We start from the raw sequence: 17,555 nt of genomic DNA on the forward strand, positions 1-17,555 counted from the left end.
AGGAGAATTGGGGACAAGGGAAAAGACTTGTTTCAAGTTCTCACCTCTTGTCCCCCTGCTCCCTGCTCCCTACTCCCTGTTCCCTGCCCTTTCCCTAAGAAACGCATCAAATGTAAACCTATCCGGTAGCGAAGTTTGTGCGCCTGGTTTTGTCGTCGCCAAAGCACCGGCGGCTGCACCCCAAACAACTGCCTGATGTAAAGAAAGTCCTTCAAAAAGTGCCGCCGTTAAGCCGCCGTTAAAAGCATCGCCAGCAGCTACTGTGTCAACCGCATGAACTGGAAACGCGGGTACAAAAAACTTTTCCTCAGCAGTAGCACAAAAAACACCTTTAGCACCCAGTTTGACGATCGCACATTTCACACCCCGTTCTAATAAAACTCCAGCTGCTTTGGCTGCAACTTCTTCTCCATCCACAGGAAAACCCACTAACTGCGCGGCTTCAACTTCATTTGGTGTAATAATGTCCACTAACGGGTAAAGTTCATCTGGAAAATCAGCTTGTGCGGGTGCAGGGTCGAGAATTACCCTTATTTTGGTTTTTCTTGCGGCTTTAGCGGCTGCAACCACGGCAGTAATCGGAATTTCTAATTGTAAAAGCAGTGCTGTCGCTTCTGGTAATAAGTGGGACAATCGTTCTACATCTTCTTGATTCACACACCCATTTGCACCAGGAATTACAATAATTTGATTTTCACCAGCATGATTTACAGCGATGATAGCGACTCCAGAACTAACAGTTTCGTCCACGAAAATATTGTCAATTTGGACACCAGATGCTTGTAAATTGTTGACGAGTTCCACACCAAAATTGTCTGCACCTACACGCCCCACCATTTGGGTAGGAATTCCCAATTTTGCTAATGCTACGGCTTGATTAGCTCCTTTACCTCCCGAAACTTTAAAAAAGTCTTCTCCTAGCAACGTTTCTCCTGCGACTGGCAACCGGGGCGCTGTTGCTACCAAGTCTATATTTATGCTGCCGAAGACGATAAGGCTCATGATGCTTATTGTGGTTGATATTAAAGTGATTCAGCCTAATATTACAGGAAGCGATCACTAGGGTTCAAACAACTAAATATCTATAAATAACAATACCTTGTCTAGTTACAGGTATCTATGTTTTGGCAAAATATCATCATTCATTTAATTCCATCAATTCTTTTGTTTTCAAATCAGCCGCTACAGGTTGAGAACATTGTTGAATTTGAGGAGAGATAGAGCAAATCGCATCTGTTGTTGTTTCAAAACAATTTGATAACCCAATTTTTTGTAACAATCCTGTCCGTTCTAATAGTTCTTTAACTTCGGTTTGTAAACCTGTGAGAATTAAGCGGCAATTGTGCCGTTCTAAGTCGTGGTAAATATCTTCTAAAGCGACTAACCCAGTGGTGTCCATATTTGGTACAAACCGTAACCGGAGAATTAAATATTTTACTTCCGGTTCATCGCGGAGGAAGGTAGCAAACCGTTCAGCAGCACCAAAAAATACGGGGCCATCTACGCGATAAACAGCAATTTCTTTTCCTAATTCCAGAGGAGTACCAGGGGGAAATACTTCGGTTTCAGGTATTTTAACTAAGCTTAAATCGCTCATGCGTTTGATGAACAATGCTCCGGCTGCAATCAATCCCACTTCTACAGCGAGAACTAAGTCAAACAAGATTGTTACTAGCCAGGTGAGAATCATCACCGCAAAATCAGAGTAGGTAGCACGCATCAATAAACCAATGGCTTCCCACTCAATCATCCGCACACTAACCACCATCAAAATGCCAGCAAGTGCTGCTAAAGGAATCTGTGCTGCTAGAGGTGCTAAAGTTAAAACAATAATGGCTAAGGCAACGCCGTGAATTACTCCAGATAGCCGGGTTTTGCCGCCAGAACGGACATTGACAACAGTCCGAGCGATCGCACCTGTTGCCGGGATGCCACCAAAAAATGGGACAATCATATTTGCCAATCCTTGACCAATTAATTCGCGATCGCTATTGTGTTTTTCGCTCACTGTCATCCCATCAGCCACCACCGCCGACAGCAACGATTCAATACTTCCCAGTGCAGCCAAAGCCAAAGCCGGATTAATCAGTTCTCGAATCAAGCCAAAATTATTCCAGTGGGGAATACCTTGGGGCATCGGTAAAGATTGCGGAATGCTGCCAATTGTGGGTACATGCAGATGGAAATAAGAAGCGATCGCTGTTGCCAACACCAACCCCATTAAAGAACCAGGTATTGTAGAATTAATCCTGGGCCACAAAACTGTGGTTGCTATCACCACTATTGCCAACCCAACAGCAGCCCAATTTAAAGCTTCTACATGAGTTACGCTTTGCCAAAGCCCCGGCGCAAAATGTTCACTGCGCGGTAGTTGTAAACCAAAGAAATTATTTAATTGTCCACAAAATATAATCACGGCAATACCATTAGTAAAGCCTGCCGTGACTGGATAGGGAATAAACTTCACTAGCTGTCCAAGTTTGGCAACCCCCAAGGCAATCTGGATAATCCCAGCCATCACCCCAGCAATCCAAACTTTCTCAATGCCGTACTTGGCGACAATTCCCACCAAAATTACAGCCATTGCACCTGTTGGCCCTGTAATCTGTACTGACGAACCACCAAAAATTGCTGCTACAATTCCCGCCACAATAGCCGTGTAAAGTCCAGCTTTTGGTTCTACTCCACTTGCTACCGCAAAGGCTAAAGCTAAAGGCAAGGCTACCACTGCTGCTGTCAGCCCTCCGGTAAAATCGCCACGCAGTCCCTTAAACAAGCCACTCAAAGGCTTTGGTTCTTGGAGGATATCAGATATTGCCATATTCCGTTTCAACTCTCATACAAACTTTGTTGATGCAAAGATAGATATCACATGATATGCGAGCAATTAAGCATAATACCCGGAACCTCAAAGATGCCTGGGGCAAAAGCCCTTTCATTATAAACATCTCCCAAAAAAGTCAAAATTATATTGTTATTAACTTGTACCCTGCGACATTTGGGTTTGAGATGAAGCTACCTCGGCAGTGGATAATGACATAGAAGCGGCAATCTAGCGATCGCTCAAACAGATTACAGTAGATAGAACTACAATTGCGATCGCGTAGCGTACCGTATAGGTAATCGCCCATCTTTAGACTCAAGACTCAAAACTTTTTTCCGTGGTAATATCAGTAGCACGAAACCGCAAAAAGCCGTGGCTACTGTATTAAAATCTCATCGGGCATCAAGAAGGCGTAAACATTCAACGCATCCTCTCCAGCGCTTGCTTGAGTATGGACACCAGTATCGTAAACAAATTTGGCTGGCGACTACTTATTCTACCCTCAATAAATTTTTCGACTTGGCACCACCGGCCCTAATTGGCGTCGCGGTGGATGTGGTAGTTAAACAGCAGGATTCCATAATTGCCCAGTTAGGGGTACGCGATGTCTTTCAACAATTTTTGATTATCTCCTTCCTGACAGTCATCATTTGGATACTAGAATCTGTTTTTGAGTACGCCTACGCTCGACTTTGGCGTAATTTGGGTCAGAATATTCAGCATGACTTGCGTTTGGATGCATACAAACATTTGCAAGAGTTGGAATTAGCTTACTTTGAAGAACGCAGCACTGGCGGTTTAATGTCTATCCTCAGTGATGATATTAACCAATTAGAGCGGTTTTTAGATGGAGGAGCAAATGATATTATCCAAGTTTCTGCAACTGTTCTAATTATTGGCGCTGCTTTTTTTATCTTGGCTCCTGATGTGGCGTGGATGGCTTTGTCACCGATGCCATTTATCCTCTGGGGTTCTTTTGCTTATCAACGACTACTTGCACCTCGCTACGCTGATGTAAGAGAAAAGGTAGGTTTCCTAAATTCACGTTTGTCAAACAATATTAGTGGTATTACTACTATTAAAAGTTTCACTGCCGAAACTTATGAAGCCTCTCGTTTGGAATTAGATAGTAATGCTTATCGACACAGCAACGCCAAGGCAATTACTCTTTCTGCTGCTTTTGTGCCGTTAATTCGGATGCTGATTTTGGTGGGTTTCACGGCATTATTGTTATATGGCGGGATGGCAGCAGTTTCTGGAAAAATGTCTGTAGGTACTTACAGCGTATTAGTATTTTTAATTCAGCGTTTGCTATGGCCTTTAACTAGATTAGGCGAAACTTTTGACCAATATCAACGCGCAATGGCTTCTACTAATCGAGTCATGAATTTGTTGGATACTCCTATTGCTATTCATACAGGCGATGTATCATTACCAGTCAATGAAGTGCGCGGTGAAGTCCAATTTAAAAATGTTTATTTTGCCTATAAAGATAGATTTCCAGTGATTAAAAACCTGTCTTTGGATATTCCGGCGGGAAAAACTATTGCAATTGTCGGTTCAACTGGTTCTGGTAAAAGTACTTTAGTCAAACTTTTGTTGCGGTTGTACGAAGTGCAAACGGGAAGCATTACTCTTGATGGCATTGATTTGCAAAATTTGAATTTACAAGATTTACGCCGTTGCATTGGTTTGGTTAGTCAAGATGTCTTTCTATTTCATGGCACTGTAGCAGAGAATATTGCTTATGGTAGCTTTGAGAATAGAGAGCAAGAAATTATCACGGCGGCGAAGATAGCCGAGGCACACGAATTTATTATTAACTTGCCCCAAGGTTATGAGACAATTGTGGGGGAAAGAGGACAAAAGTTATCTGGTGGACAAAGACAACGGATTGCGATCGCCCGTGCAGTTCTCAAAAATCCCCCCATTCTGATTTTAGATGAAGCGACCTCAGCAGTGGATAATGAGACAGAAGCAGCAATCCAGCGATCGCTCGACCGGATTACAGTAGATAGAACTACAATCGCGATCGCTCATCGTCTTTCTACCATCCGCAATGCCGATTGCATTTATGTCATGGAACATGGGAAATTAGTAGAGTCGGGAACCCATGAACAATTGCTAGAGAAAGATGGAATTTATTCCGGCCTCTGGCGTGTACAATCAGGTTTGAGGTGAGTTTCACTCATTATTTTGAAATTACGAATTACGAATTATTTATGTTTTTTGGCAATAGTCAACCAGAATCAGGTGATAACAAGTGGCGTCACCAGTTGAATAAGTTTGTAAAAGCAAATCAGCAGGAATTGGCAGCACTGTTTTGGGGATTGTGGTTAGCAAATGGTAACAGTCAGGGTACTGTTGGTATTGATTTGCAACCAACGCCGCATTTTGTTTATTGTCCAAAAGAGCAGATAGAAAATTTAAATATTAAAGTTGAAAATCGGCTGCAAGAAATTTTGGGAATTGTTGAGAATCATAAACCGGAAGTGGAAGTTGTGATGATTGGGATTGGTAAGGGTGAAATTATGTTAATTCAATTTGCACCGGAACCAGCGCCACCGATTTGTTTTGAGCAAGTTGGTAAGGATGTGGATGGGTTATTAGAAGTTTTGGAAGAGAGGATGAGTGAAACTTTGAATTTATGACTACCTAAATCTTCAAGTTGATTAATAGATGCAAGCAGAATTGATTTTTATAACAGTTTTTTTTTATCTTTAGGCTTTTCAATAATGAGTCGTAGCAAGTATTATTCTCATTGGCCCAATTAGTACAGGTAAAAGCACGCTTGGAAAACTCGTCGCCCAAAAACTAGGTATTCCCCACTGTTCTATGGACGATGTACGATTGGATTATTACAAAGAAATAAATTATGATGAGGAACTGGCAAACCAAATAAGAGAAAAAGAAGGACTCCAAGGTATTTATCGATACTGGAAACCCTTTGCAGGCTACGCGGTTGAAAGAGTACTTTCTGAATATGGCAATTGTGTGATTGATTTTGGCGCAGGTGATTCTGTTTATGAAAATGATCAGCTTTTTAAGTGGGTGCAACAAGTTTTAGAGCCATATATCAATGTCGTATTGATTCTTTCTTCGCCAGATTTAGAAGAATCTATCCAAATCCTCAACGAACGCAACAGTGGTATTGTTAGTAATGGATTTGATTTAAACGAACATTTTATTAAGCACCATTCAAATTACGATTTAGCAAAATTTGTTGTTTATACAAAAGGTAAGTTACCTGAAGAAACAGGAGATGAGATACTTAAAATTGTAAAGCTTTAAAATTGATTACTTGTTCTAAGATATGAAGTGCTTTTTTTAGAATCGTTAGATATCCCAAATTGCTATTACTTACGCACTTGACCACTAAATCCAGCTGCTTTAAACTGCTTCAGCTTCAACGGAGTAGGCTGATTTGCAGGTACAGAAATTCTCAATTCAAAATTGCTAATGCCTGGTGGTACCTCAGCAATAGAACCTAAGCGAGTGCGGTTTTGCATTACCGTGTCATTGTTGGCATCATAGATGCGTCCAAAAATATCTGCGTCGTAGACTGTTTTGTAAGTGCCATTTTCTGCCTTGCCAAAGACAAGAAAACAATTAGCAGCCCCACTACCACTACTGATAACAGCCCCTTGTGCTAGTTCTGGTGGACAATCTTTATAAGAAACATCAAATAATCTAATCTGTGTAAGTGCTACAGCAGGGGGAATGCTCACCCACGATAGAAAGGTGATGAGACAGGAAATAAAAACGACCGTGAGTGAGCGCAAGCGCATAAAAGACTCCGTGGCTTAATCTTACAATATGTAACTTATAATCTCAGCTTACCTGAATTTCACTACAAGGGATTGAAGACTTTAATTTAACCTTTGTAATAATTAGGAAAATAAACCCTCAATTGCTATTAACTTATGACTCCAGATGAGATTGAAGCATCTATGCTCGCAGCCTTTAATGATTGTGATGCAGCAAGCTGTCCTCTCACTGACACGCAGAAAGAGATATTACTGCAAGTCGTGGAGCAAATTCAGGGAAATTCTACCTCTAGAGCATCAGCTATTGCTAATCCCTTAGACGAACTTACCGCAGAGGAGTTAGAAGCATTTTTACAGTTTGTTAAAGATGAAGAACAACGCAACCGCACTTGGAAAGTGCAATTACTCAACGACTGGCTATTGCAAAATGACTCTGGAACAGTACAATTTATTCGGCAACGCTATGGTTTACAGTGGCTGAATCGTGTAGAGTCATATCATTTTGATAAGTATTCTTATTTTGAGGATGCACTAAAACTAAGAATAGGCGATCGCATTGAAGTTTCCAATGCACTATGGGAATGGGTGCAAGAAGATGGCCCTTGTAAGCGCGAATGGTTTCCCTGTATGGTGATCAAGGTCGAGGAAATTAACAACGGTGATGATTCCTCTACTAACTGCGTCGTCCGCTTCTTCAACGGCGCTGAGTATGAAATTCAAGGCATTTACGAATGGAACCGCTATAACTGGCGCTGGCCGCAGAAATAGTTAAGAGTAAATCTCATTGAGTCTTTGATACTCGCGCACGAGTCTTTGATACTCGTGAATGAGTCTTTGATACTCGTGGACGAGTCTTTGATATTCGCGGACGAGTCTTTGATATTCGCGGACGAGTCTTTAATACTCGCGGATGAGTCTTTGATACTCGCGGACGAGTCTTTGATACTCGCGGACGAGTCTTTTATACTCATGGACGAGTCTTTTATACTCGTGGACGAGCCTTTGATACTCGTGGACGAGTCTTTGATGCTCGCAGACGAGTCTTTTATACTCGTGGAAGAGTCTTTACACTCTAACTGCTGGTGTACGTCGATGAAATTATTGCTTGAACAACGCCCAAGCCAAAAACCTCTCAGTATGATATAAGGCTAATTGATTGCTCACACCATTGAAAACGGCATCAAAAGCGTGTTCTGCCCAAGGAATTTCTAAAAAAACCGCAGTATTGCCAGAGTTATGTAAACGTTCGTACATTTGTTTGCCAAATCGCGCTTCCACCAAATGGTCACGACTACCGTAAATTAATAAAGTTGGTGGTAAAGGGTGCGTTAGATAATTTATTGGCGAAGCAATTTTATATTGATTAGGCAATTCTTCTAATGAACCACCCATAAATGCTTTTAAAACAGCGCGGGTGTTGATAGGATCGGGAAATGGTGGTGTTTTGTATCCTCCAGGTAAGTTAACAGGGCCGTAATAGTTCACCACAGCCCGAATGGGTGGTGCATCTGGTTGATAAGCCGCTAACATTGCTAGATGCGCTCCCGCAGAACGTCCTATAAGTACCATACGTTCTGGATCGGCTTCATAAGCTGCTGCATTTTTGCGAATAAAATTCAAGGCTGTACGCACATCATCTAACTGAGATGGAAACCGATATTTAGGTGCGTGTCGATAGTCGATCGCAAATACTGTATATCCCTGATGAGCGATATATTGATTAAACTCGGCATTTGCATGAGGGTTACCATATTGCCAAGCTCCACCATAAATTGCTACCACTGCTGGATATTTACCTACCTCTGAGGGTTGGTAAACTTCCATTTTTAAAGGCACTCCCGCAGGAGAAGCAAAGATAATATCTTTTTGATGACGGGTTTTACCTAATGCAATACCCCGGAAGGAATTAACCAAATCAAAGGGATGGGTTTGCATCTTAGTCCTTACTTGGACTGGAATTTGCTCTAGATAATTTGCTCCCAATCCTTGTTTCATTGCTTTAGCCATCTGCATTTGAGTTGGTGGAATATTCACTAGCACCCATGCACAAATTAGCAGTCCTATTAAGCTGAAAATACAAGCTAAACGTTGTAATTTACGGCGACGGATGTAGAAAAAAGCAAGTGATAAAGAGAGCAAATTTAATAACAATAACCAAGGACTGACTTCTGGCGCTCCTACTGCTAGGTTGAGTAAAAACATATTTGGAGCCGGAAGAATAATCCAAGAACTAAGAAATAGGCTTGCCAAACTTAGTAAAAATACAAGCCATGATAAAACTATTTTGGGTTTAAGAAACATATATGAATTGACCTAATGCATAAATAAATCCCTCATTATCACTCAAAGTGAATTGAGAAAAACTTATATACAGCACTTTGCAACTAAATGAGGTACAGAACCAAGGATTCACAAATCAAATTATTCTTCTTCCTCCTGCCTCCTGCCTCAAAACCAGTGACTTTGTACTTCATGCAAAAGAAAACTGCTGTAGATTCCCGACTCAAAGCACCCAGCTATCCACGTCTAATCGGTAAAATACGCACCCTAGATTGAGCTTGATCAACGGAGATCAATGCACCTGACTCCAGTAAGGACTCAAACTGGTTCAGGGCTGAAATGACTAACTGTTCGATCCTGTTCGGTAAAATATCCTAGGTGCGAACCTGAATGACACTTGGAGTATTAGCACCTGTTGCAGCTAGCAGGGAGCCGAAATCTAAATTATGGGTAAATACGATATACCCATTAGTTCTTGCCCACTCCATAATTACCGAATCTTTTTCACGAGGGTCGCCAACACAAGACCAGTGGACAGAGGAAATATTGTACTTCTCAAAAACCTTAACCCAATCAGGGGAAAGATTCATATCAATCAAAATTTTCATGCACTTTGGAGCGGCACTTCAATCTCTTCAACTCGCCATGCAGCATAGGCAAGCGCTTCATAAATATCGGCTTCTTCGAGGTAAGGATATGCCTTGAGGATGTCACTATTACTGTGTCCAGATGCCATTAAGCCGACAATAGTACCAACGGTAACACGCATTCCACGGATGCAGGGTTTGCCTCCCATCACTTCTGGGTTGCGGGTAATTCTAGTGAGATTTTGCATGGCTGTTAAAGAGCGGGAACTATTTTATTGGATTGAGAAACCAAAAATGGCTGCGTCAATCAAATTCATTATCGAACTTTCTTTACCTTGCAGGCTGACTAATTGCCAATCGAACCTGATTTGACAAAGCAGAAAGGCAATCTAGCTCAGGATAACTATTTCTCCATCAACCTAAACCTAAATGCTTTTGCAATGTTTGGCGCATCACTTCTACAGGCACTACTTCCTGCTGTAACCAAATTTTTAATGCTGCTACCCCTTGCTGGACAAGCATTTCTAAGCCATCGATCGCAATTGCGCCTTGTTTTTCTGCCTGCTCTAGAAATTGCGTCGGTTTCGGAATATATATCAAATCATAAGCGATCGCACCCTTTGGTAAATTTGCTATTTCCTCTCCACTCAAAGGCGACTGATCAACCTTGGGATACATCCCTATGGGAGTTGTGTTTACCAGCAGATTAGCTTGGGGAATTAGCTTTGGTAATTCTTTCCATTGATGAATTTGTAAATTTTCACTGATAGGTGAATTGCTCCAACTATTGCCAAATTCTTGTAATGTCTGCACATTCCGCCCAACAACATGAATTTTCGCAAAACCTAGTTGGTGACAACCTGCTACAACTGCTCTAGCTGCGCCACCATTGCCTAAAATTACTGCTACCTTCTGACTCCAATCTTGCTTATACGTTGTCTGCAAAGGAGCGATAAATCCTTCTATATCTGTATTTGTCCCCACCCATTGATTATTTTGGCGACTAACAGTATTCACTGCGCCGATAGCTTGAGCAAGAGGGGTAATTTCTGAAAGCAGAGGCATGATTGCCTGTTTATGAGGTATTGTCACACTAAAACCGACAACCCCAATAGCTGCCAAACCTGCGATCGCTATTTCTAAATTCTCTGGTGCTATAGGAAAGGGAAGATAAACGTAATCTAATCCTAAATGAGCGATTGCAGCATTATGCATCGCTGGCGAGAGCGAATGCTCCACCGGATGTCCAATTACCCCTAATAGCTTAGTTTTGCCTGTAATTAATCTTTCTTTAGTCATTAGTTACTAGTTATTAGTTATTAGTGATTTCCCCCAACCTCCCCTGCTCCCCCACTCTTCCAACTAGCCTACAATTATTAAAGCTACTTAACAATTCTTTGAATCATGCAGGCAACTACAGCCTCCTCTACAACCCCAATTCCTGGTAAATATTGGCAGTGGCGCGGGCACAACGTTTACTATGTGCGTGCGGGAGAGAAGCAAGCGCAACGTCCGCCCTTGCTTTTGATACATGGATTTGGTGCTTCCACAGACCACTGGCGCAAGAATATCACAGGATTGTGTCAAGATTTTGAAGTATTTGCGATCGATCTTTTAGGATTCGGGCGATCGGCAAAACCAACATTGCAGTATAGCGCCGACTTGTGGCGTGACCAACTCCATGATTTTATCAGTGAAGTAATTGGTCAAAAAGCGGTATTAGCTGGTAATTCTCTTGGTGGCTACGCTGGCTTGTGTGTTGCAGCGCAACGTCCCGACAGTGCGGCTGGTTTAGTTTTGCTCAATAGTGCAGGGCCTTTTAGCGAAAGCCAGCCTACACCTGAGCCTGAAGCTTTACAATCAGAAATTCAGCCTCCTAAACAACCCGCTACTTTGCAGAAACTTCTTGGTGACGGCACTAAATGGATTTTTCAACAACCTTTAGCCCAGTCTTTGTTATTTCAATACGTGCGACAAGGTTGGGTAATTCGCCAAACTTTAGAAAAAGTTTATCTTGACAAAAGTGCAATTACAGATCAGTTAGTAGAAGAAATTGCTCGCCCTGCTTACGATCCTGGTGCAATGGAAGTATTTGTGTCAGTCTTTAGCACTCCTCAAGGGGAAAAAGTTGATGTGCTACTAAAGCAATTAACTTGTCCATTGTTGATGTTGTGGGGAGAAGCTGATCCTTGGATGAATGCTAGAGAACGTTCCCAAAAGTTTCGTCAATATTATCCTGAACTCACAGAACATTTCCTAACAGCCGGTCATTGTCCCCATGATGAAGTACCCGATAAAGTAAACCAACTTTTAGGCGATTGGGCTTTGTCTATTCCCAAGTGATACGAACCTTTGCTGCCTTGAACTAAACTTCAAGTCTGTCCCTCTCCAATTCAAAGTTACGGTGTAGACACAAGTTATGTAATTAGCCAAAAGTCCTCCAAAACCTCACCCTGTCCTATTGGACATCCCTCTTTTTAGTAAGGAGAGGGACAGGTTTTACTTAAGTATTACCAGGGTGAGGTATCTCAGTGGCTCTGAGACTTAACCGGAAATTACGTTCACAAAGACTTGTGTGTACACCGTAGCCGACTCAGAGAGGAACAGATTTTGCGTAGTAAAACCTGTTAGAGGTCTTTTTATCTTTGGAAAATAACAGACTGGCTCCCTTTTTCCTTGTTTATAACAATCCCTCAAATTCGGCGAATTTACGCAAACGCGGTAAACATTGGCGCTGATAAAAACTGCTTAATGTTGGAATTGACAACCCAAATTCCTCAGATAATTCTTTCCAGCTAACTTCCGGGGGTAAGCGTTTGAGAATTAACACCTGACAATTAACATCTGGACGCCCTTTTATGTAAGTACCGCACAGTTCTCCTTCGGAATCTGTCTTAGCCCATATCTCCAATTCTTCCAAAATGGGAGGTGCTTGGGGCATAGCTGGGAGGTTATCTACAGGATCAATGGGTTCTCTTGTTCCACCTGATATAGATTGACGAACCCGAAGGGGAACTGTCGTGGATTGTTCCCGATTCTGGTTAATGTAAAAGTCTTGTAATCTCCGTTTTAGGTAAGCATTTAGCCAGGTGATTACACTGCCACAACTGGGATCATAGGTTTGACCAGTCAAACCTTCACAAACATTGCGGCAGAAATACAACCAAGTTTGTTGTAATGCATCTTGATAGTAGAGAGTATTTTCTCTCCAGAGTCTATTTGCTGTCAAGCGAATAATTTGCGTGAGCAGCTTCTGACGCTGAGGACTTCCAAGTGGGTGTCCACAGGCTTCGGTAACTAAGCGGCGTAGCTGTTCATCGAATTGAACCATGACAATCTTGGCGAAGAAAGCAAGAATATCTTAGTATTGCCTATAACAACGCCTTAAAAAACACCTTTCGTCAAGATGGTGTCTCTTTTGTCAAAGGGATTGAAGATTTAATCATTTTTTCCAAGTGCAGCCTCTCCAAGAGTTGGGCACAGTCGAAGTAGCTCTTTGGGGGTCTTGCTAGGCGTAGCGTCCCGTACGGAGTGCCCCCACTACTCTAACCTCCTCAATCAAATTCCAAACCAGGAAACTAAATTTTCCCACCAGGAATATGTCAAATTACCAACACTCAGTTTCATCTTGTTGCGAATATCTTGAATATTCCAGTTGGTTAGTTTAGCTAGAGTTTGCGCCTCTTGTTCAAAACGCTTGGGCAAAGACTGTTTGTATTTTTTACCCGCCTCACACTTAACTTCCCCTTCAAATGGATATTGCAAAATATAACGCCCTTGGAAAGATTCACGGTTGGCAGTTTGTAGGAACATCAAGTCCTCAGGGAATGTGTCGCGGGTGTAGCGGACATGCAAACGGGAGATGAAGACGTTACTGCTAAAAAAGGTAGGAACAAACTTGCGGGATGTTGGCAGATCACTTGGAGAATTATCATTTAGCCAAAATACGCCTGCTTCCTTGAGTTCCTCTGGAGTCAGAGGATCGGCAGCACACGGATCGCAACTACCCATATCCCAAGCGTATTCCAAAAAACCCACTCTTTTACCTTCTTTGGTGTAAGCGTTTTGGAAGAGGGATTTGTAAAATTCACCAAATTCATTTTTGATAAACACTGGAATATTGGCGTTGGTGGGGATTTTTACCGTCCGGTAGTTAGTGATTTCTGCTCCTCCTTGAGGCGAGAGGATATAGACAATTAAATCTTGCTCTGTCGTGGCATTGATCATGCCTAAACGAATTGGCAGCATGAACTTGGGTGATTGATAGGAAATTTGTAGCGGACGCAGGAACTGGTAGCCAGATTCCTCAAATTTATCTAAGTTGACTTTGGCAACAAAGAATTTCATTGAGGAACGGATATAGGGCTGAAGTAACTGTTTTGCCCCTTGAGGGATTTTGTAGCCGTTGCGTGTGAGCCAAGTCTCTAGTCCACCAGATTCTTTAGCACTGAGGATCACGATGTCGTATTCGCCCACGTTGAAACGCGCTTCGACTGTCACACCCAAACTGCGATCGCTTATCTGAGGTGCTGGGGCACTATTTTCTGCTACTGCTAAGGATCTTTTGCTAGAAAATATTGGTAGTGGGGCACAAGGATCTGGGTCAAAATATTCTACTAATCGTGGCGCACTAAAAGCATCTAAACGCTCCATAATCTTGGGTTCAGTCACACGAACTTGCTCTTTTTGCAGCACTGTTGGCACAGGTACTACTATTGCAAAATCTTTGACTTCGCCTTGGAAGTCGTTTGCCATTGTCAGGACGGTGCGATCGCCATTTCGCGCTATCACTACCTGAGAAGCTTTGTTATACAGCTTCGTATCAGCTTTAGCTACATAAAATCCACAAAATGCCCAAGCTGCGGGTGCAAAGCAAAATACAGCTACTATTGTCAATAGCAATGGTGTTAAAAGTCGAAAAATCTTCATTTTATAGCTCTACTTTTTTAATGCTGATTTTTTAGTGCTGAGTTAAGAGTTAGGAGTTCTCCCCCTGTTCCCACCCTGTGGGAAGCTAAAGCTACATCTCCCTCTTGCCAAGAAAATCGTGGTGCTAACCAGAGAACATCTAGCAGAATAGTCAATGGCGCAAGAACAAATAACGCCCAAAAGACTGCGGTAGAAACAAAGAAGTAATTTCGCAGGATAAAAGTTAATCCGGCGATGCAAAATGCCCAAACTACCCGCCCAATTCGGGAATTGGGAATTGATCGCGGATCTGTAATCATAAATAGGGCAAACAGCAGTAAAGACCCGCTCATCAGTCGGTGCCAATAAACATCCCAAGTCCAACCCAGCCAGAGATTACGAATCGCTTCTAATAAGGAATAGCTACCCAAAAAAGCTGCTGTGGTGTCCCAACGACCAACGCGCTGCAAAATCATGCCGCCAGTTCCGGCAAATAAGAGTGCATACCACCACTCTTCACCCCATTGTCCCGGCGAAACCCAGGCATCGGGAGTCAAAATTAAGGCAGATATGATGCCAAAATTAGCAGGATTGAAGAAATGCTTATCACCGAATTTGAAGAGAAATTTGCTAGCGATCGCACTTACTGCGGCTATTGCCATTGTCGTCCAATGATCAGCCCGCAACAGCAGACTTAGTCCCAGCGAGGTAATTAAAGCACTGCGAAGATTAAGCATTTGTTCTTTGCCTGTTACCCATGAAAATATCCATTGGCTTACAAGACTTGTAGCAATCAATACTCCAATCAACTCTGGTCGCAACGTCCAATCTCGTGTACCGATTCCCACGACTAGGAACAAGCCCAGAAATGAAATTTGATAATCTCGTATATCTTTGAACAACATTAACTTCTCATGCAGTGTTTATTCGTAGATTTATCACCAATTTAGATGAGTGCTAACTCAAACAGTATTGTTGTTACAGATTTTGTTACAAAATAAAGCAGTCAGTCTAAAAACCCCTGTGTCTGACTTTTGGGTGTCGATTATCATATCAAAGCGATCGCTCTGATGTTTGAAGCTATAAAGGAGTGCTTGTATCTAGAACTCTCTATTTTTACAATGGTTAAATTTTAGATATAAGAGAGTTAAGCTGTGATTCCCACCGCTTAACAGTCTCATATTAAGTAATCAGTGTAGTTATGCAAGATTACGCAAAAAAGACAAAACTTTATGCAGCTAGCTCCCCTGTTCCCAATTTTCTACCGCATTCTCCAGCCGAGTTTTACCAACTGCCTTTGGGCTGGAAATCCCAATTCTAAAGCGATCGCCCTAACCTTTGATGATGGGCCACATCCTCAATACACACCCGAAGTCTTGGCAGTGTTAGACCGTTATCAGATTACAGCAAGCTTTTTTTGGTTGGGTGTTTGCGTTAACCGTTCACCAGACATTGCCAAAGCCGTTAGCGATCGCGGACACTGGATCGGATTGCATGGCTATGATCATCGCTCTTTTCCGATGCTTTCCCCAAATGACCTGAAGGACAGTTTAGAAAAAACTCAAGTTGCCATTTACAATGCCTGCAATCTGCAACCTGAACAAGTGCGAGATGTCCGCCCCCCCAATGGTTTATTTACACCTGCTACTTTAAAATTGTTTTTGCAGTGGAATTACCGCCCAGTTATGTGGAGCGTTGTACCAGAAGATTGGGTACGACCAGGGGTAAACACTGTGGTAGAGCGAATTATGCAGCAGGTCAAAAATGGTTCGTTGATTGTTTTACATGATGGTGCTTGTGGTGGACAAGATGTTACTGCCACGCTTAAAATCCTCATTCCGAAACTACTACAACAAGGCTATGAGTTTGTGACTGTTGATACTCTATGGCAGCAAGCTAATGAGCGAAGGATTGCTCTCGATAGGTTGGGCGATCGCTAAATTATTAGGACTTACGCGATTAAATTGTCACGTACGAACCAACAGGTATTGGCCGTTACCAAGAATTTCACCATTACAACCGTCAAAATACTGTATGCACAAGAGCAAATAAAGCCTCCACATCCGGCAGAACTTGCTATAGTTCATGCCATAATTTAAATCTTTGATTTTTGCTTGATTTTGATCAAAATTTATCAACCAATTGCTGAGGGTATTTGAGTAATTAGCACCATTTAAATACCATTGATTAATGGTTTTTAGGTCTCTATTAATCTTTGGTATAACATCATAATTCCATACCCGCATATTGGGGAAAATATATTTATTGATAAAAGGATGGGTTATATTGTAAGGTAGTTTGGTTGTGATTATGTGAATTAAAATCTTACCATCCTCTTTGAGAATAGAAGCCAGTTTTGTGAATGATTTTGTTAAATTACCTACATGTTCAAACACCCCAATCGTCATAATTTTATCAAACTTAGTCTCCAAATTAATATCATTAAAGTCCTCTTCATATAAAGTGAATCTATCTGAACTGAGGTAACTGTTAGGGTCTTGCATTTTTCTCCGCATATACTCGCATTGTTGATGGCTCAAATTAACAGCCGTTACTTTCACACGCGGAAACCGGGAAAGAATGTAATTTGATGCAGAACCCCAACCGCATCCCAAATCTAGGATTTCGTCTCCATCTTCGATGCCTGCTTTTGCAATTAAATCGTCGAGCATATCCATTTGAGCTTGCTCAAGGTTAGATGCTCCTTTCTCCCATAAAGCCATACTGTATTTGGGATATAAAAGTTCTGTCTCTTTCAACATCAGACTGAACATTTCTTCGGGTAGGTTGTATTGAACCTTCATTAGTTCGTGTGATCCTTCTGCAAGGCGATCGCTTTCTTGTAACAGCCATTCATAGGGAACTAAAAGAGAAGGAAAATACTTGTAGCTGATTTGGATAGATAGATTTAAAAGGATTTTAAGCAGAGGATCGGGGATTTTTAGCCCATTGATATAAGCCTCTGCTGCTGCCATTACGATTCCATTGAATCCAGCGAGCGCTGTGCGACTTGCTTGGTAAGTAATTCGACTTTTTTTATTCACATCTCCTACTAAAGGAGTATGTATTTTGATATCTTTTGGAATGCTGGAAGTCATGTATACAGCCCCCATATTTCTATTAAAATTTTTGATTATCAGATTTTGGAGATCAATGACGTGCTGGTTAAGGCAGAAGGCAGTCCCAATG

At 41.9% G+C, this 17,555-nt stretch carries 18 protein-coding genes; 6 read left to right on the forward strand and 12 right to left on the reverse strand.

Going from position 1 to position 17,555, the window contains the following annotated elements; all coding sequences use genetic code 11:
* Window positions 1-69: 69 nt before the first annotated feature.
* The 3 genes from rbsK to H6G26_RS12495 all read right to left on the reverse strand — a co-directional run bounded on the left by rbsK (window position 70) and on the right by H6G26_RS12495 (window position 3,131).
* Window positions 70-1,002: a ribokinase gene (rbsK, locus tag H6G26_RS12485; RefSeq protein ID WP_190729564.1), complete on the reverse strand. Its 933-nt coding sequence runs from the start codon at window positions 1,000-1,002 to the stop codon at window positions 70-72.
* Between the two features lie 136 nt (window positions 1,003-1,138).
* Window positions 1,139-2,821 (reverse strand): SulP family inorganic anion transporter, encoded by a 1,683-nt coding sequence (locus tag H6G26_RS12490; protein ID WP_190729565.1) that lies wholly within the window; start codon window positions 2,819-2,821, stop codon window positions 1,139-1,141.
* Between the two features lie 145 nt (window positions 2,822-2,966).
* Window positions 2,967-3,131 (reverse strand): hypothetical protein, encoded by a 165-nt coding sequence (locus H6G26_RS12495; protein ID WP_190729566.1) that lies wholly within the window; start codon window positions 3,129-3,131, stop codon window positions 2,967-2,969.
* A 65-nt stretch (window positions 3,132-3,196) separates the two neighbouring features.
* On the opposite strand from H6G26_RS12495, the gene H6G26_RS12500 reads away from it, so the two are divergent.
* The 3 genes from H6G26_RS12500 (at window position 3,197) to H6G26_RS12510 (ending at window position 6,115) form a co-directional block, all read left to right on the forward strand.
* Window positions 3,197-5,005 (forward strand): ABC transporter ATP-binding protein, encoded by a 1,809-nt coding sequence (locus H6G26_RS12500; RefSeq protein WP_190729567.1) that lies wholly within the window; start codon window positions 3,197-3,199, stop codon window positions 5,003-5,005.
* Window positions 5,006-5,046: 41 nt separating this feature from the next.
* Complete coding sequence (locus H6G26_RS12505; protein WP_190729568.1) at window positions 5,047-5,475, forward strand: hypothetical protein; 429 nt, start codon at window positions 5,047-5,049, stop codon at window positions 5,473-5,475.
* A gap of 199 nt (window positions 5,476-5,674) precedes the next feature.
* Window positions 5,675-6,115: a shikimate kinase gene (locus tag H6G26_RS12510; protein ID WP_347242460.1), complete on the forward strand. Its 441-nt coding sequence runs from the start codon at window positions 5,675-5,677 to the stop codon at window positions 6,113-6,115.
* A gap of 65 nt (window positions 6,116-6,180) precedes the next feature.
* Here H6G26_RS12510 and H6G26_RS12515 read toward each other — a convergent pair whose 3' ends face one another.
* Complete coding sequence (locus H6G26_RS12515) at window positions 6,181-6,612, reverse strand: biotin carboxylase (protein ID WP_190729569.1); 432 nt, start codon at window positions 6,610-6,612, stop codon at window positions 6,181-6,183.
* Window positions 6,613-6,747: 135 nt separating this feature from the next.
* On the opposite strand from H6G26_RS12515, the gene H6G26_RS12520 reads away from it, so the two are divergent.
* Window positions 6,748-7,359 carry a hypothetical protein gene (locus H6G26_RS12520; RefSeq protein WP_190729570.1) on the forward strand — a complete coding sequence of 204 codons (612 nt, stop codon included), beginning with the start codon at window positions 6,748-6,750 and terminating at the stop codon, window positions 7,357-7,359.
* A 330-nt stretch (window positions 7,360-7,689) separates the two neighbouring features.
* Here H6G26_RS12520 and H6G26_RS12525 read toward each other — a convergent pair whose 3' ends face one another.
* From H6G26_RS12525 to H6G26_RS12540, 4 genes are all read right to left on the reverse strand, one after another.
* A complete protein-coding gene (locus tag H6G26_RS12525; RefSeq protein ID WP_190729571.1) occupies window positions 7,690-8,892 on the reverse strand; it encodes an alpha/beta hydrolase in 1,203 nt (400 codons plus the stop codon).
* Window positions 8,893-9,245: 353 nt separating this feature from the next.
* Window positions 9,246-9,461 (reverse strand): DUF5615 family PIN-like protein, encoded by a 216-nt coding sequence (locus H6G26_RS42530; protein WP_242053693.1) that lies wholly within the window; start codon window positions 9,459-9,461, stop codon window positions 9,246-9,248.
* Window positions 9,462-9,475: 14 nt separating this feature from the next.
* The gene (locus tag H6G26_RS12535) at window positions 9,476-9,706 is read right to left on the reverse strand and encodes a DUF433 domain-containing protein (protein WP_190729572.1); all 231 of its coding nucleotides are present in this window, start codon (window positions 9,704-9,706) and stop codon (window positions 9,476-9,478) included.
* Between the two features lie 166 nt (window positions 9,707-9,872).
* Window positions 9,873-10,757, reverse strand: a complete 885-nt coding sequence (locus H6G26_RS12540) for a shikimate dehydrogenase (RefSeq protein ID WP_190729573.1) — start codon at window positions 10,755-10,757, stop codon at window positions 9,873-9,875.
* Window positions 10,758-10,862: 105 nt separating this feature from the next.
* Here H6G26_RS12540 and H6G26_RS12545 point away from each other — a divergent pair, with 105 nt between their 5' ends.
* Window positions 10,863-11,801 carry an alpha/beta fold hydrolase gene (locus tag H6G26_RS12545; protein WP_190729574.1) on the forward strand — a complete coding sequence of 313 codons (939 nt, stop codon included), beginning with the start codon at window positions 10,863-10,865 and terminating at the stop codon, window positions 11,799-11,801.
* A 337-nt stretch (window positions 11,802-12,138) separates the two neighbouring features.
* On the opposite strand, the gene H6G26_RS12550 is transcribed toward H6G26_RS12545, so the two are convergent.
* The 3 genes from H6G26_RS12550 to H6G26_RS12560 form a co-directional block, all read right to left on the reverse strand.
* On the reverse strand, window positions 12,139-12,789 hold the full coding sequence (locus H6G26_RS12550) for a sigma-70 family RNA polymerase sigma factor (protein ID WP_190729575.1): 651 nt from the start codon (window positions 12,787-12,789) through the stop codon (window positions 12,139-12,141).
* 227 nt (window positions 12,790-13,016) lie between these two features.
* On the reverse strand, window positions 13,017-14,387 hold the full coding sequence (locus tag H6G26_RS12555) for a DUF2330 domain-containing protein (protein WP_190729576.1): 1,371 nt from the start codon (window positions 14,385-14,387) through the stop codon (window positions 13,017-13,019).
* A 17-nt stretch (window positions 14,388-14,404) separates the two neighbouring features.
* On the reverse strand, window positions 14,405-15,271 hold the full coding sequence (locus tag H6G26_RS12560) for an RnfABCDGE type electron transport complex subunit D (RefSeq protein WP_190729577.1): 867 nt from the start codon (window positions 15,269-15,271) through the stop codon (window positions 14,405-14,407).
* Window positions 15,272-15,598: 327 nt separating this feature from the next.
* Between H6G26_RS12560 and H6G26_RS12565 the strand changes: the two genes are divergently transcribed.
* A complete protein-coding gene (locus H6G26_RS12565) occupies window positions 15,599-16,306 on the forward strand; it encodes a polysaccharide deacetylase family protein (protein ID WP_190729578.1) in 708 nt (235 codons plus the stop codon).
* A 27-nt stretch (window positions 16,307-16,333) separates the two neighbouring features.
* Here the strand turns inward: H6G26_RS12565 and H6G26_RS12570 are convergent, their stop codons facing one another.
* Complete coding sequence (locus H6G26_RS12570; RefSeq protein WP_190729579.1) at window positions 16,334-17,464, reverse strand: class I SAM-dependent methyltransferase; 1,131 nt, start codon at window positions 17,462-17,464, stop codon at window positions 16,334-16,336.
* Between the last annotated feature and the right edge of the window lie 91 nt (window positions 17,465-17,555).

Source organism: Nostoc sp. FACHB-888 (assembly GCF_014696655.1).
In the GTDB taxonomy this organism is placed as follows: domain Bacteria; phylum Cyanobacteriota; class Cyanobacteriia; order Cyanobacteriales; family Nostocaceae; genus Nostoc.